Here is a 19,225-nt window from a genome sequence, read left to right on the forward strand (position 1 = left end):
GCGCCTGTATCGTCACGGCGCAATCACGGACGAGGGCAGCATGACCATCGCAGTTATCGGGCGCGGGCCCATCGGATCGGCCGCCGCACGGCATCTGGCGCAGGCGGGCCATGAGGTTTTGCTGATCGGCGCCCCGGAGCCGCAGGACAAACCCGCCCATCAGGGTGTCTTTGCCAGTCATTGGGATGAAGGCCGCATCACCCGCGCGCTGGATGCCGACCGCTACTGGAGCGATGTCAGCCGCGCCTCGATCGCGCGCTATACGCAGATCGAAGCGGAAAGCGGCATCCCCTTCTTTACCGAATCGGGCGCCATGATGGCCGGCCCGGCGGCGGGTGAATTCATGCGCAATGTGGCGGCGGTGCAGGCAGAGGCCGCAATTGCCGCCGAAACCCTGAACGGGGCGGCGCTGGCCGCGCGCTTTCCCTTCTTCGCCTTCCCCGACAGCATCGACACCCGCCATGAGGCGACCGGCGCGGGCCATCTCAACCCCCGCCGCATGGTCGCAGCCCAGGCCCAGGCCGCCCGCCACCACGGGGCCGAACTGGTCGAAGCCACGGTGCGCGCGATTGACCCCGCCCCGCGGGGCGTGACCCTCAGCACCGAAGCGGGCAGCCACCGCGCCGACCGGGTGCTGTTGGCCACCGGCGGCTGGGCCAATGACCTGCTGGCGGACCCCCTGCCGCTGGCGGTCCATGCCCGCACGATCACCTTCTTCGCCCTGGACGCGGCCGAGGCCGCGCGGCTGGCCGCGATGCCCGCGCTGGTCTATCGAACCCCCGCGGGGGATGTCCCCTATGTCCTGCCGCCCATCCGCTATCCGGACGGGCGCACCTATATCAAGATCGGGGGCGACCCGGATGATCGCGTCCTGACCGATACCGAAGCGGTCAGCGACTGGTTCCGCAGCGCCGGATCGGCCGAGGTCGGCGCCTATCAGACCCGCATCCTGACCGAACTGATGCCGGATCTGCGCTTTGAGGCCACCCATACCGAAGCCTGCGTCACTGTCTTCACCGCCCGGGACCGCCCCGTGATCCGACGCCTGGATGAGCGTATGGCCGTGGCCACCGGCGGCTGCGGACGGGCGGCGAAATGCGGCGATGAACTGGGCCGCCTGGCCGCCGAGGCGGTGCTGGGCGCGCGCCTGCCCGGCTAAGCCCCCGGCTGTTCACATAGCGCGCAAATTTCGGGCTTTTCATTTCCGGCGCGCCCCGTATGATTGCGCCCATGGAACGGTCCTTGCATATCGCCCCCGGGGCGGCCGGCCGCACGCAGCGGGCGCGCCCGATCCTGCTTCTTATCTGCCTCTGAGCGTGCCCCAGGGCGCGACCGCTCAGAGGTGACCAGCGCCCGGACATGCACCCCCGATATGCACCTCCATGACAGCCCTTTCAGGGCCAAGGACATCAAGGAACAACGCCATGAGCACCCCATCCCAGGAACAGGACCGCGTCCTGATCTTCGACACCACCCTGCGCGACGGCGAACAATCCCCCGGCGCCACCATGACCCATGCCGAAAAGATGGAGATCGCCCAGCTTCTGGACGAGATGGGCGTCGATATCATCGAAGCCGGGTTTCCCATCGCCTCGGAAGGGGATTTCGAGGCCGTGCGCGAGATCGCCCGCCTGGCCCGGCGCGCCAGCATCTGCGGGCTGGCCCGGGCCCATTTCGCCGATATCGACCGCTGCTGGGAGGCCATCCGCGAGGCCAAGCGCCCCCGCATCCACACCTTCATCGGCACCTCGCCCCTGCACCGTGACATCACCAAGCTGGATCAGGACGGCATGGTGCAGCGCATCCATGACACCGTGACCCACGCCCGCAACCTGTGCGAGGATGTGCAATGGTCCCCCATGGATGCCACCCGGACCGAGCGTGATTACCTGTGCCGCGTGGTGGAAACCGCGATCAAGGCGGGCGCCACCACCATCAACATCCCCGATACCGTGGGCTACACCTACCCCCGCGAATCGGCCGAGATCATCGCCATGCTGCGCGAACGCGTCCCCGGCGCCGATGGGGTGATCTTTGCCACCCATTGCCACAACGATCTGGGCATGGCCACGGCCAACGCCCTGGCGGCGGTGGAAGCGGGCGCGCGCCAGATCGAATGCACCGTCAACGGGCTGGGTGAGCGGGCGGGCAACACCGCGCTGGAGGAAGTGGTGATGGCGCTTAAGGTGCGCAATGACATCCTGCCCTATGCCACGTCGATCGACACGCGCAAGATCATGAACATCTCGCGCCTGGTGTCGGCGGTGTCGGGCTTTCCGGTGCAGTTCAACAAGGCGGTGGTGGGCAAGAACGCCTTTGCCCATGAAAGCGGCATCCATCAGGACGGGATGCTGAAAAACGCCGAGACATTCGAGATCATGCGCCCCGAGGATATCGGCCTGAGCGCCACCAACCTGGTCATGGGCAAGCATTCAGGCCGCGCGGCGCTGCGCGCCAAGCTGTCGCAACTGGGGTATGAGCTGGCCGACAACCAGTTGAAGGACGTGTTCGTCCGCTTCAAGGCGCTGGCCGACCGCAAGAAGGAAATCTATGACGAGGACCTGATCGCGCTGATCCAGGACAGCGCCGCCAGCGGCGCCGACGACCATCTGCAACTGCGCCGGCTGCGCGTCATCTGCGGCACCGACGGCCCGCAGGAGGCCGAGCTGACCATGACCATCGGCGCGGAGGAGAAATTCGTCGACGCCACCGGCGACGGTCCGGTCGATGCCACCTTCAACGCCATCCGCATGCTGTTCCCGCATGACGCAAACCTGGAACTCTATCAGGTCCATGCCGTGACCGAAGGCACCGACGCACAGGCCACGGTCAGCGTCCGGCTGGAGCACGAGGGCCGGGTCTTCACCGGGCAATCCTCGGACACCGATACGGTTGTGGCCTCGGCCAAGGCCTATATCAACGCGCTCAACCGGCTGGTGCTGGCGCAGGCGCGGGGGAACGCCAGTGCGATGATTCATGCGGGGTGAGGGGTCGAGGCGGGGCGCGGACGCGCCCTGCCCCCTGTGCAACGGGTCTGCCCAACATACACGATACCCGATGGCTGCTTCGAGCCCTGAGCGGTCGCTTCCCGGCGCGGAATCAAGGGCGTCAGCCCGCCGCGCCTCGCCGGGCCGCCCCCCGGCACGGCGACTTGGCTGCCACAACTGCATAGCCTGGAAGTTTTACGGATCTGGCTGCCATAAAGCACGATAGCTCACAGCACGGATCGCCGCACCGCGGCCCGACGCAGCGCGGCTTCGCGCCCAATGACCAACGGCAGAAAGGTCCCGCATAGTTGCCATGGTCGGCTTGGTTCGGTGGGCGTGGCGGTTTTGGGCGCTCAGATCGGCGTCATGAGCCCCCGCCGCCCGCCCGCGCCTGCAAGGGCGCGACCCATGCGCCTGGGGTGGTGCGCGGGGGTGGTGTCACCGCCCGGAAGCCTCAACCGCCTTGTGGAGTGTCGCGGGGCCGTGCGCGCCGACGGCGCCGGGCTCAGGATTCGGCCTGGGCGCAGAACATCTCGTAGACCAGTCCGATCATGCGCGCGGCCTTGGGGTCGGCCAGGGAATAGAAGATCGCCTTGCCTTCACGCCGGCATGAAACGATCCCCTCCAGCCGCAGCCGGGCCAGTTGCTGGCTGACCGCCGCCTGGCGCGAATGCAGAAGCTGCTCCAGCTCTGTCACCGATTTCTCGCCCGCGGACAGGTGACACAGGATCATCAGCCGCCCCTCATGGGCCAGCGCCTTGAGGAAATTCGACGCCGCCTGCGCCTGCGCCGTCATGTCTGCAGGCGACAGCTTGTCGCAATCCTGATCGTCCGAGGGTTCCTCGGTCAGCAGGTCAAGTTCGGTCGCTTCAGTGGCCATGGTCCGTTCCCCATGCAAGTAAGGGCGCTGCCTATGCGCTTTCGGGGCTTTCGCGCCCCTGCCTGCGCCGGATTGGCGCCGCGTGACATATGCATATAACTAGATGCAATTCGCACCGAAAACAAGGGCCGGGTATCGGCCGGACATGGACAAGGCGCCGCAACCCCCCCTGCCCGATCCGGGCCGAAAAGGCAACAGCCGACCCCGCTTGACCCTGACCGCCCCGCGCCGCAATACCGGGGCACAAGCAGCAAGACAGGGCCTTCCATGAAAACCATCGCACAATCGCCCACCGACCCGGAGCTGGCGCAGAACCCCTATCCGTTCTATGACCGGATACGGGCGCTGGGGCCGATCGTGCACTGGGAAGACTATGGCATGCCCTGCGCCACCAGCTTTGCCGCCGTCAATGCCATCCTGCGCGACCGCAGGTTTGGCCGTGAAATCCCCGCCGCTCAGCGCCAGCCCGTGCCGGACCATCTGCGCCCCTTCTACGCGGTCGAGGATCACTCCATGCTGGAGTTGGAGCCCCCGCGCCACACGCGGCTGCGCGGGCTGGTCACGCGGGCCTTCACCTCGCGCCGGATTGCCGCGCTGGAGCCGGAGATCGCTGCCCTGACCCATGAGCTGATCGACCGCTTTCCCGAAGGCCCCTTCGACCTGCTGCCCCATTTCGCCCAACCCATCCCGGTCATCATAATCGCGCGCCTGCTGGGCGTCCCCGAAGAGATGAAGAACGATCTGCTGGCCTGGTCCAACACCATGGTCGCCATGTATATGGCCGGGCGCAACCGGGCGACCGAAGAGGCGGCCGCGGCTGCGGCCACCGCGTTTTCCGATTTCATGCGCAGCTATATCACCGAGCGCCGCGCCCGGCCCGCCGATGACCTGCTGACCCATCTGATCGCCGCCGAGGCCGATGGCGACCGGCTGAGCACCGATGAGCTGATCAGCACCTGCATCCTGCTTCTGAACGCCGGGCATGAGGCCACGGTCCACAGCATCGGCAACGGGGTCAAGACGCTGCTGGAAAACGATTACTGGGCCCAGACCCGCACCCCGGACATGGCCGCGCCGATCACCGAGGAAGTCCTGCGCTACGATCCGCCGCTGCACCTGTTTACCCGTTTCGCCTATGAGGACATCGAGGTCGCAGGCCACCGCTTCGCCCCCGGCGACCAGGTCGCCTGCCTGCTGGCCGCCGCCAATCGTGACCCGGGGCACTGGGACGCGCCGCATGTGTTCGACCCGTTGCGCGTGGCGAAACCGCATCAGGCCTTTGGCGCGGGGCTGCATTTCTGCGTGGGCGCACCGCTGGCCCGGCTGGAACTGACCACCGCCCTGCCGATCCTGGCGCAACGTTGCCCGGAATTGCGCCTGGCCGCCCCGCCGCGCTATGGCGACACCTATCACTTTCACGGGCTGGCCGCGCTGCAGGTCCGGGCGTGAGCGCGCTCAGCCCAGAGGCTCCAGCGGCAGCGCGGTGGTGGATTTGATCTCCTCCATCGACAGCAGCGCGGTCACGTTGTGGATCTTCACCTCGGAGATCAGCGCCTGATAGAAGGCGTCATAGGCGCGGGCATTGGGCACCCGCACCTTCAGGATATAGTCGATATCGCCCGCCAGCCGGTGCGCTTCCAGCACCTCGGGGCGGGCCTGCACGGCGTTGAGGAAGCGTTGCTGCCAGTCGGCCTCATGCTCCGAGGTGCGCACCAGCACGAAGAAACAGGCCTCCAGGCCCAGCGCCTCGGCCTCCAGGATCACGGTCTGGCGCTTGATCACACCGGCCTCGCGCAGCTTGCGGATGCGGTTCCATACCGGTGTCTTGCTGGACCCCACCTTGCGCGCGATCTCATCGAGCGATTGCGCCGCGTCGTCCTGCAACTCGGCCAGGATGCGCCGGTCCAGGTCATCTATCCGCACGGACATGCTTGCCCCCTCTGGTTCCCATGCCCGGATACGGAATTATATCCCATATTGGCAAGACCTTTCGCGCCGCTCCGGAATTTTTTCCCAGGCGCGGCGTTTGTGCGCTTGCCCGCAACCGGTGTTTGGCGTATCTGTCCTGCAAGTTTGATCTGGGTCATGGCGGCGGGGCGGCAGCCCGCTATCACCGCTCACGGCCTGCGCAGGAACATGGCGGGCGCAATCGATGGCCCCAGCAATGGAAAAGACAGCCGAATGACCGAACAGAGCAAGATCGCCCCCGTCGTCAAGGCGCTCCCCGATGCCCAGACCGTCACCGCCGTCACCCATTGGACGGACCGGCTGTTTTCCTTCCGCTGCACCCGCCCGCGCAGCCTGCGCTTCCGCTCGGGCGAATTCGTGATGCTGGGCCTGCTGGGCGACACTGGCAAGCCGCTGTTGCGGGCCTATTCCATCGCCTCCCCCTCCTGGGATGAGGAACTGGAATTCTACTCGATCAAGGTGCCCGACGGCCCCCTGACCTCGCGCCTGCAGCACATCCAGCCCGGCGATGAGATCATCCTGCGCCCCAAACCCGTGGGCACGTTGGTCCATGACGCGCTGTTGCCCGGCAAGCGGCTGTGGCTGTTCGCCACCGGCACCGGCATCGCCCCCTTCGCCAGCCTGTTGCGCGACCCCGAGACATTCGAGAAGTTCGAGCAGGTGATCTTCATGCACACCTGCCGCGAACTGGCCGAGCTGGAATACGGCCGCCAGCTTGTCGAAAGCCTGCCCGAAGACCCGCTGATCGGGGAATTCGTCGGCAACAAGCTGCTCTATTACCCCACCACCACCCAGGACCAGAGCCCCCACATGGGGCGGATCACGGACAACCTGACCTCGGGCAAGGTTTTTGCCGATCTGGGGCTTCCGCCGCTGGACCCGGAGATCGACCGGGGCATGGTCTGCGGCTCGCTGGATTTCAACACCGACATGAAAACCATCCTGGAGGCCGCCGGGCTGCGCGAAGGCGCCAACAGCGAACCGGCGGAATATGTGGTGGAAAAGGCCTTCGTGGGCTGAGCGGCCACCGAAGGGCGCCCAATCCCCGGTTGCCAAGGCCCAGGGCGGCCGTTGGCTGCAGGTGGGTGACACCATCCGAAACTTGCGGTCAATCCAGCGTGCCGGGTCCAACAGGATCTGACCGGCTGCGGCCCTGCCGCGCGTCACTTGATCCTGGCTGCAAATGCCACTGCACTGTTGCAAGATCCGGAGCGATGGGTTACCCCGCTCTCCGAGCGCTGCCTGGTCAACGCCAACCATTCTGCGCCGGTGCACCGGCGCCCCTATGCAGGCCGCGATGACCGATCTTTCCGATACTGTTGCCAACCGCTCGGCGCGCGAATGGCTTTCCGTTCTCGCCAGATACCGTGATCCGTCGACCCGGCGCAGCCTGTTCGAACTTGCGGTGACGCTTGTGCCGTTTCTTGCGCTTTGGGCGCTGGCATGGGCGGCACTGTCCATCAGCCCGTGGCTGGCGCTGGCGGTGGGGGTCCTGAACGGGGGGTTTCTGGTTCGCATCTTCATCATCCAGCATGATTGCGGGCATGGCGCTTTTCTGCGCAACCGCACAGCACAGGACTGGATCGGGCGAATTCTGGGCGTGCTGACGCTGACGCCCTATGCCGTCTGGCGGCGCACCCATGCGATCCACCACGCCCATCACGGCGATCTGGACCATCGTGGCATCGGCGACGTGGTCACCCTGACGGTCGAGGAATACCGCGCCCGCAGCCCCTTTGGCCGGTTCATGTACCGGCTTTACCGCCATCCGCTGGTGCTGTTCGTTCTGGGGCCCAGCTATCTGTTCATCCTGCAGAACCGCTTGCCGCTGGGACTGATGAACCAGGGCTGGCGCTACTGGACATCGGCCATGGGCACCAATGCGATGATCGGCATTGCACTGGGGCTGATCATCTGGTTCGGGGGGTTCTGGCCGGTGCTGGTGATCTTCCTGCCCACCTCGGTGATTGCGGCAACCATCGGGGTCTGGCTGTTCTATGTTCAGCACCAGTTCGAGGAAACCCACTGGTCAAAGGGCGAGGACTGGGATCTGCACGATGCCGCGCTGAAAGGCAGCTCGCATTATGTGTTGCCCCAGCCGCTGCGCTGGCTGTCGGGCAATATCGGCATCCACCATGTGCATCACCTCTACAGCCGCATTCCCTTCTACCGCCTGCCCGAGGTCATTCGCCACCATGCGGAACTGGCCGATGTCCAGCGGCTGACCATCTGTGACAGCCTGCGCACCGTCGGCCTGCATCTTTGGGACGAGGCACAGGGCAAGCTGATTTCCATCGATGAGGCCAAGCAGCGCTACCGCCTCGCCTGACGCCTGGTTTGCATGCGGGCGTGGCGGTCTGCAATGATCAGGGGTTCTGCGCTGGCGGCCACCAACGGCTCCCCGGCGAAAGGCTGGCAGGAGCGCTGCGGTCGGGCAGGCACAAACCTGGTCCTGCCGCTGGCCGCACCGCGGGGCCGGGGGGTCAGCAGGGGCATGGCGCACCCGGGGCCTCAGGGTGGCTGACAACCACCATGACCGCCCGGAATGAGGATGTGATCGGCACGGAGCACCTGCAGCGCGCGACCGTCCGAAAGGGGCTCATGACGTCGATCTGAGCGCCCATAACCGCCACGCCCGCCGAACCAAGCCGACCATGGCAGCTATGCGGGACCTTTCTGCCGTTGGTCATTGGGTGCGAAGCCGCGCTGCGTCGGGCCGCGGTGCGGCGATCCGTGCTGTGAGCTATCGTGCTTTATGGCAGCCAGATCCGCAAAACTTCCAGGCTATGCAGTTGTGGCAGCCAAGTCGCCGTGCCGGGGGGCGGCCCGGCGAGGCGCGGCGGGCTGACGCCCTTGATTCCGCGCCGGGGAGCGACCGCTCCGGGCTCGAACCGGCCATTCAGGCTGCGGACGGGCGCAGCCCAGGGCTGCGCCACGGGTGCGCGCCCTCACCCCGCCCGGTAATTCGGGCTTTCGCGGGTAATCTGCACGTCATGGACATGGCTTTCGCGCAGGCCGGCATTGGTGATGCGGACCAATTCACAGCCGCCGCGCATCTGCGCGATGGTGGCGTTGCCGGTGTAGCCCATGGCGGCGCGCAGACCGCCCACAAGCTGGTGGATCACCGTGGCCGCCGTGCCCTTGTAGGGCACCTGACCCTCGATCCCTTCGGGCACCAGCTTGTCGCTGGCCGCGTCCTTCTGGAAATAGCGGTCTGCCGAGCCGCGCGCCATCGCGCCAAGCGAACCCATGCCGCGGTAGCTCTTGTAGCTGCGGCCCTGATAGAGGATCACCTCGCCCGGGCTTTCATCGGTTCCGGCGATGGCGCTGCCGACCATGGCGCAGGACGCCCCCGCCGCGATCGCCTTGGCAAAATCGCCCGAGGACCGGATGCCCCCGTCGGCGATCACCGGCACATCGCCCGCAGCTTTTGCGCAATCCACGATCGCCGTGAACTGTGGCATGCCCACCCCGGCGACCACCCGCGTGGTGCAGATGGACCCCGGCCCGATGCCGACCTTGACCGCATCGGCGCCCACCCCGATCAGGGCGCGGGTGGCTTCGGCGGTGGCCACATTGCCCGCCACCACCTGCACCGCATTCGACTGTGCCTTGATCCGCTCCACCGCCTGCGCCACGCCTGCGGAATGGCCGTGCGCGGTGTCGATCACCACCAGATCCACGCCCGCATCGATCAGCGCCATGGAGCGCTCATACCCTGCATCGCCCACGGTGGTGGCCGCGGCCACGCGCAGGCGGCCCAGCTCATCCTTGCAGGCGGTGGGGTTCAGCACCGCCTTGTCGATATCCTTGAGCGTCAGCAGCCCGGTCAGGCGGCCTTCGGCATCGGTGACCAGCAGCTTTTCGATCCGCCGCGCCTGCATCAGGCTGCGGGCTTCCTCGCGGTCGGCGGGTTCGCGCAGCACCGCCAGATTGTCCGAGGTCATCATCACATGCACCGGCGTGCGCGCATCGGTGGCAAAGCGCATGTCACGGTTGGTGACGATCCCCAGCACGCGGCCGCGCTCATCCACCACCGGAAAGCCGGTGACGTTGTAGCGGTCCTGCAGATCCTGCGCATCGGCCAGGGTCTGGTCCGGGCTGAGCGTGATGGGGCTGTAGACGATGCCGGATTCGAAGCGCTTCACGCGGCGCACCTCGCGCGCCTGGGCGTCGATATCGAGGTTGCGGTGGATCACCCCCATGCCGCCGGACTGGGCCATGGCGATGCCCATGCGGGCCTCGGTCACCGTATCCATGGCGCTGGACAGAAGCGGGATGTTCAGCTGGATGGTGCGCGTGACCTGCGTGCGGGTGTCGGCCTCCAGCGGCAGAACATCTGACGCTGCGGGAACCAGCAGCACATCGTCAAAGGTCAGAGCCTCGCGAATCTCCATGGCGCACCTCCTGTGGCGGGGATCGTCTGGCGCTTCCCTATTTCACGCCCGCCGGGGAATGAAAAGCCCCCCTGCCGCCACAGTTCAGTTCCCCTGCTGCTGCTCGCGCGCGCGCATCTCGGCCTCGATCTCGCGCCAGCGGGCGACGGCGCGGTTGTGATCGGCCAGGTTGGTGCTGAAGGTGTGCCCGCCGGTGCCATCGGCGACAAAGTAGATATAGGGCGTGTCATCGGGGTCCAGCGCGGCGGCGATGGCGGCGCGGCCCGGGTTGGCGATGGGCGTGGGCGGCATCCCGTCGATCCGGTAGGTGTTGTAGGGTGTCACCGCGTTGAGTTCGGACTGCCGGATCCCGCGCCCCAGCGTGCCGCGCCCCTGGGTGATGCCATAGATCACCGTGGGGTCGGTCTGCAGCCGCATGGGCACACGCAGGCGGTTGACAAAGACGCTGGCCACCTGGCGGCGTTCATCGGCGACGCCGGTTTCCTTTTCGATGATCGAGGCCATGATCAGCGCCTCATAGGGGCTGTCATAGGGCAGCCCCTCCTGCCGGGTTTCCCACAGATCGTCCAGGATGCGTTCCTGGCGCGTGCGCATGTCTGCCAGCAGGGCGCCACGGTCCGCACCGCGCTGCACCTCATAGCTGTCGGGGGCCAGCCAGCCTTCGTCGGGGACCTCCTCAACCTCGCCCGAGAGGAACTCGGCGCGGTTGAGCGCATCCCATATCTGCCAGCTGGTCGCGCCTTCGGCCACGGTGATCCGATAGCGGATATCGCCTTGCTGGACAAAGCTCGCGTATTCCTCGGGCGGGTCTTCGACATCGGTGCCGAAGCGGGCCAGTTCCACAAAGCGCTGGGTCTGGGGGTCCAGTTCGCGCAGGATGGTTTCGGCGCTGGTCACGCCCACGCGAAACAGCACCTCGGACCCGCAGGTCGATGCCCCGCCGCGGGTGACAATATCCATGATCTCATCCATCGAGGCGCCTTCGGGCACCAGATAGGAGCCGAAGCGCAACCCACCGGCACGTTCGGTGTATTGCGCGCCGATGCGGAACACCGCAGGGTTGCTGATCGCGCCCTGCTCCTCCAGCGAGCGCGAGACGCCACGCAATGTGGCGCCCGGCTCCACCCGCAGGCAGATGGCGGTTTCCAGCGGCCCCTGAGCGACGAATTCGCGCTGACCCCAGGCGATCACGCCGCCCAGAACGGCCAGACCCACGATCATCAGCGTCAGCGCATTGGCTGCGATATGGCGAAACATCACTCCGCAACCTGCCCGAAGATCAGGCTGGCATTGGTCCCGCCAAAGCCGAAGCTGTTGGACAGCGCGATGCGGATATCGCGTTTGCGCGCGGCGTTGGGGGCCAGATCAAGGGGCGTTTCCACCGCAGGGTTGTCCAGGTTGATGGTGGGCGGGGCCACCTGATCGCGCAGGGCCAGGATGGAGAAGATCGCCTCGACCGCGCCTGCAGCCCCCAGCAGATGCCCGATGGAGGATTTGGTCGAAGACATGGTCGCCCTGGACGCCGCATCCCCCAGCAGGCGTTCGACGGCGGCCAGTTCGATCACATCGGCCATGGTCGATGTGCCATGGGCGTTGATATAGTCGATATCGCCGGGCGCGATCCCGGCGCGCCGGACGGCATTGACCATGGAGCGATACGCCCCGTCGCCGTCTTCGGAGGGGGCGGTGATGTGATAGGCATCGCCCGAAAGGCCATAGCCCAGAACCTCGGCATAGATTTTCGCACCGCGCGCGCGGGCATGCTCCAGCTCCTCCAGAATCACGACCCCGGCGCCTTCGCCCATGACAAAGCCGTCGCGGTCGGCGTCATAGGGGCGGCTGGCGGCCTGCGGGTTGTCGGCGCGCTTGGTGCTCAGCGCCTTGCAGGCGTTGAAGCCTGCGATGCCGATTTCGCAGATGGCGCTTTCCGCACCGCCCGCGACCATCACATCGGCATCGCCCCACTGGATCAGCCGCGCCGCATCGCCGATGGCATGGGCGCCGGTGGAACAGGCCGTGACCACGGAATGATTCGGCCCCTTGAAGCCGAAGCGGATGCTGACCTGCCCGCTGATCAGGTTGATGAGCGAGCCGGGGATGAAGAAGGGCGAGACCCGTTTCGGCCCCTTGTCGCGGATCAGATTGGCGGTTTCGGCGATGGTCTGCAGCCCGCCGATCCCCGATCCGAGCATCACCCCGGTGCGTTCGCGGGCGTCCTCATCCTCGGGCATCCAGCCGGAATCCTGCACCGCCTGGGCGGCGGCGGCGATCCCGTAAAGGATGAATTCATCGATCTTGCGCGCCTCCTTCGGCGCGATCCAGTCACTGGGGTTGAAGCTGCCATCGCTGCCATCGCCGCGCGGGACCTCGCAGGCATAGGTGGTGGCCAGCGCCGAGGCATCGAAGCGAGTGATCGGCCCGGCGGCGGATTGACCGGCGAGCAGACGCTCCCATGTTGCCTCGACCCCGCTGGCCAGCGGAGAGACAATGCCCAATCCGGTGACGACAACTCGGCGCATCTGTGCTGCCCTCTCGTTTGCGTGGAATGCCCTGTACTGGCGGGTGAAATACACCGCTTTTCCGGACAGGGAAACCCCGCCACGCCCCACGCGCGGCTTTCCGCGTGCCGCCCCTGCCCCGCCCGCGGCGGCCCCGGGGGTTTGTTTCCCGCCAAAGCCGCGATACAACACTGCCGAAACGAGAGGGAAAAGCCATGAAAGAGATTCGCATCTACCCCGCCGAGGGCACCTGGGTCGTGCGGGCCGAAGGCGCCGTGATCGGCGAAAGCCGCGAAGCGCTGGAAGTGATCGAGGGTGACGCCCCCTTCGTGATCTATTTCCCGCGCGGCGATATCGCCATGGCCTTTCTGGAACCCTCGGATCAGGGCAGCCATTGCCCCCAGCGCGGCGCGGCGACGCATTTCCATATAACAAGCCCGGGCGGACAGATGGACAATGCCGCCTACAGCTACCAGTCCCCGCCCGAGGCCATGGCACAGATTGCGGGCCATATCGCCTTTGACGCCGGCCAGGTCACGGTCGAGCGGGTCTGATCGCCGCATGGCTGGCGCCGCTGGGGGCGCTGCCCCCGTCCCCGCAAGCGGGGACTCCCCCGGGATATTTGGGCAAGGATGAAGGGGCAGACGGGCGCGCATGAAGGGGGCAAGGTCATGGTGGATGACGCCGCGATCACGGCATTGCGCGCGCTACTGGGCGACCGGCTGAGCACAGGCGCGTCCGATCTGGCGCTGCATGGCCGGTCCGAAGGGGTGTTTCAGGACATGCCCCCCGATGCCGTCGCCTATCCATGTGCGACCGGGGAGGTTGCCGCAATTCTGCGTATCTGCGCCGAACACGGCGTGCCGGTTGTCGGCTGGGGGGCCGGGACCTCGCTGGAAGGGCATGCGCTGGCGCCGCGCGGCGGTGTGACGGTGGATTTTTCGCGCATGGACCGGGTGCTGCGGGTGGCGCAGGAGGACATGTATGCCGTGGTCCAGCCCGGGGTGACGCGCGAGGCGCTGAACACCGAATTGCGCGCCACGGGTCTGTTCTTTCCGGTGGACCCGGGGGCGAATGCCTCGCTTGGGGGAATGGCCTCGACCCGGGCCTCGGGGACCACGGCGGTGCGCTATGGCACCATGCGGGCCAATGTGCTGGCGCTGGAGGTGGTACTGGCCGATGGCCGGGTGATCCGCACCGGGTCGGCGGCGCCGAAATCCAGCACCGGCTATGACCTGACCGCGCTGTTTGTCGGCGCCGAGGGCACGCTGGGCCTGATCACCGAACTGACACTGCGCCTGCAGGGCCAGCCCGAGGCGATCAGCGCTGCCACCTGTGCCTTTCCGGACATGGCCGCGGCGGTGGCGGCGGTGACGGCGACCATCCAGTCCGGCATCCCCATGGCGCGGATCGAATTCCTGGACGCGGCCTTTGCCGCCATATTCAACCGCCAGTCGAACGCTTCCCTGCCCGAGGCCCCGCACCTGATGGTGGAGTTCCATGGCTCTGCGCGCGGGGTGGCCGAACAGGCCGAAGCCTTTGGCGAGATCGTGGCCGAGGCCGGCGGCTCGGATTTCCGCTGGGCGCTGCGGGCCGAGGATCGCGCTGCGCTCTGGAAGATGCGCCACAACGCCTATTACACCGCGCGCGCGCTCTATCCCGGCACGGACCCGCTGACCACGGATGTCTGCGTGCCGATCTCATGCCTGGCGCAGGCGGTCGAGGAAACGGCGGCCGAGATTGCGGCCAGCGGGATCCCCGGGCCGATTCTGGGCCATGTGGGCGACGGGAATTTTCACGCCCTGCTGATGCCGCGCAAGGGGGACCGCGATGACTGGGCCCGCGCCAAGGCCCTGGCCGCGGCCATGGCCGAACGCGCGCTGCGGCTGGGGGGCACGGTCAGCGGCGAGCATGGGATCGGCATGGGCAAGACCGGCTACATGCAGGCCGAGCATGGCGCGGGCTGGGCGGTCATGAGCCAGGTCAAGCGCGCCCTGGATCCGAATGGGATCCTGAACCCCGGCAAGCTGCTTTCCGGAGACTGACCGCGGGCGCCCCTGCGTGCCCCAGCGGGGCACGCAGCCCGGCCCAACGGGAGCAGCGCATCTTCGATGCGCGCCCGACCGGCGGGAGCCCCCCTGCCCCCGTTGCGCGGGGGCGCAGGTCACTCCGCAAGACCGCCGCTCTCCTCATCCAGAACCTCGGCGGCGAGGCGGCGGGTGACCGGGCGGCGCCCGGCCAGGGCGCGGCGGTCCAGATCGGCCACCAGCGTCTGTGCGGCGGCCAGTGACCGCTCCATCCGCGGCAGCAGATAGGCGATCAGGCTGGGCGTGACCTGCAGCTGCCGGTCGGCAAAGAGCTTGACCAGCACCGCCTCCAGCAGCGCATCATCGGGTGGGGCCAGCGCCACCACCGCCGTGGCCTGCAGCCGCGAGGCCAGGTCCGGCAAGCCCAGCGCCCAGCGCGCAGGCGGGGTCTTTGCAGTGATCAGCAGCCGCCCCTGCGCGGCCAGGATCATGTTGTGCAGATGAAACAGCGCCTCTTCGGCGGCAGGCAGGCCGACCAGGGCTTCGGCATCCTCCAGCGCAATATGCTTTGTTCGGGCGATCAGGGCATCCGGGTCGCCCAGCAACACGGCGCGTGCAGGCAGCACCTGCCCTGCGGCTTCGGTCGCCCACAGATGGGCCAGATGGGTCTTGCCCGCGCCCTCGGGGCCGGTCAGCACCAGCTTGCCCTGCGGCCAGTTGGGCCAGCCTTCCACCGTGGTCAGCGCCTGGGCATTGGCGGGCGTGACAAAAAAGTCCTCGCGCCCCATGGCGGCCGGCAGGGGCAGGCCCATCGGTATCTGCTTTGGCGTCATCATGATGGCGGCCTTCGGTTCAATCGCGCTCATGCCCGCCCGGCGGATCATCGCTGGGGCGGTAGAGCGCGCTCTCCATGTAACGCGCGACCGAGAATTTCACCAGCACCCCCACGGCCGCGGCCACGGGCACCGCAACCAGCATCCCGGTGAAGCCGAACAGCGTGCCAAAGGCCGATACCGCGAAGAGCAGCCAGACCGGATGCAATCCAACCGACCCGCCCACCAGCCGTGGCACCAGCACATTGCCCTCCAGAAACTGGCCAAAGGCAAAGACTGCCACCACGGCGATGATCAGCACCGGTTCACCCCAGAACTGGAACAGCGCCAGGCCAATCGACATCACGCCCCCGATGATCGCCCCCACGAAGGGAATGAACGAGATCACCCCCGCAACCACGCCGATCACCAGTCCGAATTGCAGCCCCACCACCATCAGCCCCGTGGCATAATACACAGCCAGGATCAGGCACACCAGGAGCTGCCCGCGCACGAACCCCGCCAGCGCCCGGTCCATCTGCCGGGCCAGGTCACGGATCACCGGCGCGTGATCGCGCGGCAGCAGCGCATCCACCCGTGCCACCACCCGCGGCCAGTCCAGCAGCAGGTAAAAGGTCACCACCGGCGCGATGACGATGAACATCACCACGCCGATCAGCCCCGACACCGCCCCCAGCGCCCCTTCGGCGATGGCCATGCCGCGTTCGCGCAGGGCCTCGCCGATCCCTTCAAGGTTCTGCATCAGCATCCCGTCTTCGGCCAGCAATCCGGGAAAGCGGTCGGATATGGCCTCGCTCGCCTGTTCGGTCAGGTCCGGAAGCGTCTGGATCAGCCGCCCCCCTTCAGCCACAAGCGGCGGAATGACCCCCACCAGCACCGCAACGGCCGCTCCGATCATGCCAAAGAGGATCACACTGACCGCCGCCGCCCGCGGCAGGCCCAGCCGCATCAGCCGCCCCGTGAGCGGGTCCAGGAAATAGGCCATGGCCGCACCGGCCACGAAAGGCAGCAGCACATCATTGAGCACCCACAGCAGCGCGCCAAAGGCCAGGGCCGCGATGCTCCAGTATCTTGCCTGATCGGTCATGCGCATGCGGGCGGGTCCGGGTTGTATCCAAAGGGGCATATCATCGCGCGGCTGGCGCAGGGACGCAACGTCCCCGCGGGAAAATCCCCGCTGGACAGGGGCGGCACGCTGCATATATCGCTGCCAGATCACCCTCTCTTACCGCGGGCCACAGCATGAGCGATGACGTCTGGAAACGCGCCGAAATCGACAGCCCCTGCATCAAGGTCTGCGTCATCCATCCCGAATCCCGGCTCTGCACCGGGTGCCTGCGCAGCATTGACGAAATCACCGCCTGGTCCCGGCTGACGCCCGAGGAACGGCGCAGCATCATGGCCACCCTGCCTGCCCGCGCGGGGCAGTTGCGCCAGCGCCGTGGCGGCCGTGCGGCACGCCTGAACCGGGGCTGAGCACCACCACCGACTGCGGCGCCCGCTTAGGCCACGGCCGGCGGGCCAAGTCGCCCCATCAGATCGGCATGCACCCCCGGCCCTGCCGCCACGATCCCGTCATTGCGCGGGTCCAGCCCGGCAAAGACAGGCACCGCCCCGTGCCGGTCGCTCACCACCGCGCCTGCCTCGCGCGCGATCAGCGCGGCGGCGGCGATGTCCCAGTCCCAGGTCTTGCGCAGGGTCAGCATGGCGTCGAACGCGCCTTCGGCCACCAGCGCCAGCCGCCAGGCCAGCGAGGGGCGGAAATGGCGCTCCACCGGCGGCACGCCGCCGGGCCACAATTCCGGCGCCAGCATGGGGCGCGCGGCCAGCACCCGCGCCCCCTCCAAACCGCGGCGCAAAGGGACCGCCAGCCGCCGTCCGTTCAGCCAGGCCCCGCCCCCCAGCGCCGCGCCATAGGTCAGATCCATCAGCGGCAGATGCACCACCGCCGCCACCGGCTGGCCATCGCGCACCACCGCCAGCGCATGGGCAAAGCTCTTCTGCCCGTCGATGAAGGCGCGCGTCCCGTCGATCGGATCCACCACAAAGACCGAGGCGCAATCCAGCCGCGCCGGGCTGTCGGCGGTTTCCTCGGACAGCCAGCCATAGCGGGGGCGCGCGGCCAGCAGGCGCTTGCGCAACATGGCGTCGATCTCCAGATCGGCCTCGGTCACCGGGCCCTGCCCGCCGCCCTTTTCCCAGCGGCGCACACCCTGGCCGAAATGGCGCGCGGCGATCTCCCCGGCGGCCTGCGCCGCCTCGTGCAGCAGCCTCAGGTCATTCTCCGGCAATCGTCAGCCCCTCAACCAGCAGGCTGGGCACCTGATCGGACAGATGCAGCCGCGCGTCATTGGCGGGCGTGACCCGCTGCAACATGTCGCGCAGATTTCCGGCGATGGTGCATTCGTTCACCGGCCAGGCGATCTCGCCATTCTCCACCCAGAACCCGGAGGCCCCGCGCGAATAATCCCCCGTGGTGGGGTTGATCGACGCCCCGATGAGCGAGGTCACCAGCAACCCCGTGCCCATGTCACGCAGCAGATCCTCGCGGCTGGCCACGCCCTGGGTCAGGGTGACATTGCCCACCGACGGGCTGGGCGGCGCGGCCACGCCCCGCACGGCATTGCCGGTGCTCTGCAGCCCCAGCTTCGACGCCGTCGCCAGATCCAGCACCCAGCTTTCCAGAACCCCGTCGCGCACCAACACCCGCGCGCCGCTGGCCAGCCCCTCGGCATCGAAGGGGCGCGAGCCGGAGACCCGCTTGCGCAGCGGGTTTTCGGTCAGCGACATATCGGCGGGCAGCACCTCTGCCCCCATGGCATCGCGCAACCAGCTGGACCCGCGCGCAATCGCCGTGCCGTTGATGGCTGACAGCAGATGCCGGATCAGCCCCGCGCTGATGCGTTCGTCATAGAGCACCGGAAAAGCGCCGGTGCGCGGCTTGCGCGCCCCGCGCCGGGCCACCGCGCGTTCGGCGGCAATGCGGCCCACCATCTCGGCCTCGGGCAGATCGGCCTGAAACACGCGCGATTCCGCATGCCAGTCGCGCTCCATCCCCGTGCCCTCGCCGGTGATCGCCACGCAGGACAGATGGCGGGAGCTGCGCGCATACCCGCCCGAAAACCCGTTGCTGGCCGCCAGCCACACCTGCCGCCGCCCCCAGGCCGCCGAGGCCGCCTGCACCTGCGACACACCCGCCACCGCCAGCGCCGCCGCTTCCGCCCGCCGCGCATCCTCTTCCAGCGCCGCCGGGTCAGGTTCGGGCGCCGGGTCGTCCAGCTCCAGCCCCGCGCCATCGCGCCGGGCCGAGAGTTCCTCGGGCAGGGCCAGCCGCAGATGCGGATCCTCGGGCGCCTCGCGCGCCATGGCCACGGCGCGTTCGGCCATGGCGGCCAAAGTGCCCGCGCGCGTGTCCGAGGCCGAAACACAGGCCTGCCGCCGCCCCATCAGCACCCGCAGGCCAATCTCCACCCCTTCCGCGCGCTCGGCCTGCTCCAGCACCCCGGCCCGCACGTCGATGGATTGCGAGACGCCGGAAATCGCCATGGCATCCGCGGCCTCGGCGCCAGCGCGCCTTGCGGCCTCCAGCAGCGCCTGGGTCAGGGGGGCAAGGGGTTCGGTCATGCAATCCTCCG

General features: G+C 67.7%; 17 protein-coding genes. 8 read left to right on the forward strand and 9 right to left on the reverse strand.

Translation table 11 applies throughout. The features are described 5' to 3' along the window. The first annotated feature begins 40 nt into the window (after positions 1–40). Together HUK65_RS02840 and HUK65_RS02845 are read left to right on the forward strand one after the other, a co-directional pair. Positions 41–1,159 (forward strand): NAD(P)/FAD-dependent oxidoreductase, encoded by a 1,119-nt coding sequence (locus HUK65_RS02840; RefSeq protein ID WP_179904614.1) that lies wholly within the window; start codon positions 41–43, stop codon positions 1,157–1,159. 265 nt (positions 1,160–1,424) lie between these two features. After that, positions 1,425–2,987 (forward strand): 2-isopropylmalate synthase, encoded by a 1,563-nt coding sequence (locus HUK65_RS02845; protein WP_179904615.1) that lies wholly within the window; start codon positions 1,425–1,427, stop codon positions 2,985–2,987. 505 nt (positions 2,988–3,492) lie between these two features. On the opposite strand, the gene HUK65_RS02850 is transcribed toward HUK65_RS02845, so the two are convergent. Continuing rightward, a complete protein-coding gene (locus HUK65_RS02850) occupies positions 3,493–3,867 on the reverse strand; it encodes an ArsR/SmtB family transcription factor (RefSeq protein ID WP_179904616.1) in 375 nt (124 codons plus the stop codon). A gap of 267 nt (positions 3,868–4,134) precedes the next feature. Here HUK65_RS02850 and HUK65_RS02855 point away from each other — a divergent pair, with 267 nt between their 5' ends. Next, the gene (locus HUK65_RS02855; RefSeq protein ID WP_179904617.1) at positions 4,135–5,316 is read left to right on the forward strand and encodes a cytochrome P450; all 1,182 of its coding nucleotides are present in this window, start codon (positions 4,135–4,137) and stop codon (positions 5,314–5,316) included. A gap of 6 nt (positions 5,317–5,322) precedes the next feature. Here the strand turns inward: HUK65_RS02855 and HUK65_RS02860 are convergent, their stop codons facing one another. Then, positions 5,323–5,796 carry an Lrp/AsnC family transcriptional regulator gene (locus HUK65_RS02860; protein ID WP_179904618.1) on the reverse strand — a complete coding sequence of 158 codons (474 nt, stop codon included), beginning with the start codon at positions 5,794–5,796 and terminating at the stop codon, positions 5,323–5,325. A gap of 252 nt (positions 5,797–6,048) precedes the next feature. Between HUK65_RS02860 and HUK65_RS02865 the strand changes: the two genes are divergently transcribed. Both HUK65_RS02865 and HUK65_RS02870 read left to right on the forward strand, forming a co-directional pair. Next, complete coding sequence (locus HUK65_RS02865) at positions 6,049–6,855, forward strand: ferredoxin--NADP reductase (RefSeq protein ID WP_179904619.1); 807 nt, start codon at positions 6,049–6,051, stop codon at positions 6,853–6,855. A gap of 277 nt (positions 6,856–7,132) precedes the next feature. Next, entirely contained in the window at positions 7,133–8,164 is a 1,032-nt protein-coding gene (locus HUK65_RS02870; protein ID WP_179904620.1) for a fatty acid desaturase, read from the forward strand. Between the two features lie 619 nt (positions 8,165–8,783). Here HUK65_RS02870 and guaB read toward each other — a convergent pair. The 3 genes from guaB to fabF all read right to left on the reverse strand — a co-directional run bounded on the left by guaB (position 8,784) and on the right by fabF (position 12,751). Then, a complete protein-coding gene (guaB, locus tag HUK65_RS02875; RefSeq protein ID WP_179904621.1) occupies positions 8,784–10,232 on the reverse strand; it encodes an IMP dehydrogenase in 1,449 nt (482 codons plus the stop codon). A gap of 84 nt (positions 10,233–10,316) precedes the next feature. Next, on the reverse strand, positions 10,317–11,489 hold the full coding sequence (gene mltG / locus HUK65_RS02880; protein ID WP_179904622.1) for an endolytic transglycosylase MltG: 1,173 nt from the start codon (positions 11,487–11,489) through the stop codon (positions 10,317–10,319). Beyond that, positions 11,489–12,751: a beta-ketoacyl-ACP synthase II gene (fabF, locus tag HUK65_RS02885; protein ID WP_179904623.1), complete on the reverse strand. Its 1,263-nt coding sequence runs from the start codon at positions 12,749–12,751 to the stop codon at positions 11,489–11,491. The genes mltG and fabF overlap by 1 nt, the downstream gene beginning before the upstream one ends. A gap of 194 nt (positions 12,752–12,945) precedes the next feature. Between fabF and HUK65_RS02890 the strand changes: the two genes are divergently transcribed. Both HUK65_RS02890 and HUK65_RS02895 read left to right on the forward strand, forming a co-directional pair. Further along, entirely contained in the window at positions 12,946–13,284 is a 339-nt protein-coding gene (locus HUK65_RS02890) for a DUF427 domain-containing protein (RefSeq protein ID WP_179904624.1), read from the forward strand. A gap of 117 nt (positions 13,285–13,401) precedes the next feature. After that, on the forward strand, positions 13,402–14,775 hold the full coding sequence (locus HUK65_RS02895; RefSeq protein WP_179904625.1) for an FAD-binding oxidoreductase: 1,374 nt from the start codon (positions 13,402–13,404) through the stop codon (positions 14,773–14,775). A gap of 119 nt (positions 14,776–14,894) precedes the next feature. Here HUK65_RS02895 and HUK65_RS02900 read toward each other — a convergent pair whose 3' ends face one another. Beyond that, positions 14,895–15,623 carry a P-loop NTPase family protein gene (locus HUK65_RS02900; RefSeq protein WP_235441730.1) on the reverse strand — a complete coding sequence of 243 codons (729 nt, stop codon included), beginning with the start codon at positions 15,621–15,623 and terminating at the stop codon, positions 14,895–14,897. Then, positions 15,610–16,677, reverse strand: coding sequence for an AI-2E family transporter (locus tag HUK65_RS02905; RefSeq protein ID WP_327787023.1), 1,068 nt, complete (start codon positions 16,675–16,677; stop codon positions 15,610–15,612). The genes HUK65_RS02900 and HUK65_RS02905 overlap by 14 nt, the downstream gene beginning before the upstream one ends. Before the next feature lie 155 nt (positions 16,678–16,832). On the opposite strand from HUK65_RS02905, the gene HUK65_RS02910 reads away from it, so the two are divergent. Continuing rightward, entirely contained in the window at positions 16,833–17,066 is a 234-nt protein-coding gene (locus tag HUK65_RS02910; protein ID WP_179904627.1) for a DUF1289 domain-containing protein, read from the forward strand. Between the two features lie 26 nt (positions 17,067–17,092). On the opposite strand, the gene HUK65_RS02915 is transcribed toward HUK65_RS02910, so the two are convergent. Beyond that, positions 17,093–17,881 carry a 3'(2'),5'-bisphosphate nucleotidase CysQ gene (locus tag HUK65_RS02915; protein ID WP_179904628.1) on the reverse strand — a complete coding sequence of 263 codons (789 nt, stop codon included), beginning with the start codon at positions 17,879–17,881 and terminating at the stop codon, positions 17,093–17,095. Continuing rightward, a complete protein-coding gene (locus HUK65_RS02920; protein ID WP_179904629.1) occupies positions 17,868–19,214 on the reverse strand; it encodes a TldD/PmbA family protein in 1,347 nt (448 codons plus the stop codon). Before HUK65_RS02920 ends, HUK65_RS02915 begins: the two co-directional genes overlap by 14 nt. Between the last annotated feature and the right edge of the window lie 11 nt (positions 19,215–19,225).

The organism is Rhabdonatronobacter sediminivivens (genome assembly GCF_013415485.1).
Classification (GTDB): domain Bacteria; phylum Pseudomonadota; class Alphaproteobacteria; order Rhodobacterales; family Rhodobacteraceae; genus Rhabdonatronobacter; species Rhabdonatronobacter sediminivivens.

Bases quoted from the DNA above. Each gene is read 5' to 3' on its own strand.
- HUK65_RS02840 (WP_179904614.1), top strand. From the start codon at position 41: ATGACCATCGCAGTTATCGGGCGCGGGCCCATCGGATCGGCCGCCGCA.
- HUK65_RS02865 (WP_179904619.1), top strand. From the start codon at position 6,049: ATGACCGAACAGAGCAAGATCGCCCCCGTCGTCAAGGCGCTCCCCGAT.
- HUK65_RS02920 (WP_179904629.1), bottom strand. From the start codon at position 19,214: ATGACCGAACCCCTTGCCCCCCTGACCCAGGCGCTGCTGGAGGCCGCA.
- HUK65_RS02890 (WP_179904624.1), top strand. From the start codon at position 12,946: ATGAAAGAGATTCGCATCTACCCCGCCGAGGGCACCTGGGTCGTGCGG.
- HUK65_RS02860 (WP_179904618.1), bottom strand. From the start codon at position 5,796: ATGTCCGTGCGGATAGATGACCTGGACCGGCGCATCCTGGCCGAGTTG.
- HUK65_RS02895 (WP_179904625.1), top strand. From the start codon at position 13,402: ATGGTGGATGACGCCGCGATCACGGCATTGCGCGCGCTACTGGGCGAC.
- fabF (WP_179904623.1), bottom strand. From the start codon at position 12,751: ATGCGCCGAGTTGTCGTCACCGGATTGGGCATTGTCTCTCCGCTGGCC.
- HUK65_RS02910 (WP_179904627.1), top strand. From the start codon at position 16,833: ATGAGCGATGACGTCTGGAAACGCGCCGAAATCGACAGCCCCTGCATC.
- HUK65_RS02855 (WP_179904617.1), top strand. From the start codon at position 4,135: ATGAAAACCATCGCACAATCGCCCACCGACCCGGAGCTGGCGCAGAAC.
- mltG (WP_179904622.1), bottom strand. From the start codon at position 11,489: ATGTTTCGCCATATCGCAGCCAATGCGCTGACGCTGATGATCGTGGGT.
- HUK65_RS02845 (WP_179904615.1), top strand. From the start codon at position 1,425: ATGAGCACCCCATCCCAGGAACAGGACCGCGTCCTGATCTTCGACACC.
- HUK65_RS02905 (WP_327787023.1), bottom strand. From the start codon at position 16,677: ATGACCGATCAGGCAAGATACTGGAGCATCGCGGCCCTGGCCTTTGGC.
- HUK65_RS02850 (WP_179904616.1), bottom strand. From the start codon at position 3,867: ATGGCCACTGAAGCGACCGAACTTGACCTGCTGACCGAGGAACCCTCG.
- HUK65_RS02900 (WP_235441730.1), bottom strand. From the start codon at position 15,623: ATGAGCGCGATTGAACCGAAGGCCGCCATCATGATGACGCCAAAGCAG.
- guaB (WP_179904621.1), bottom strand. From the start codon at position 10,232: ATGGAGATTCGCGAGGCTCTGACCTTTGACGATGTGCTGCTGGTTCCC.
- HUK65_RS02870 (WP_179904620.1), top strand. From the start codon at position 7,133: ATGACCGATCTTTCCGATACTGTTGCCAACCGCTCGGCGCGCGAATGG.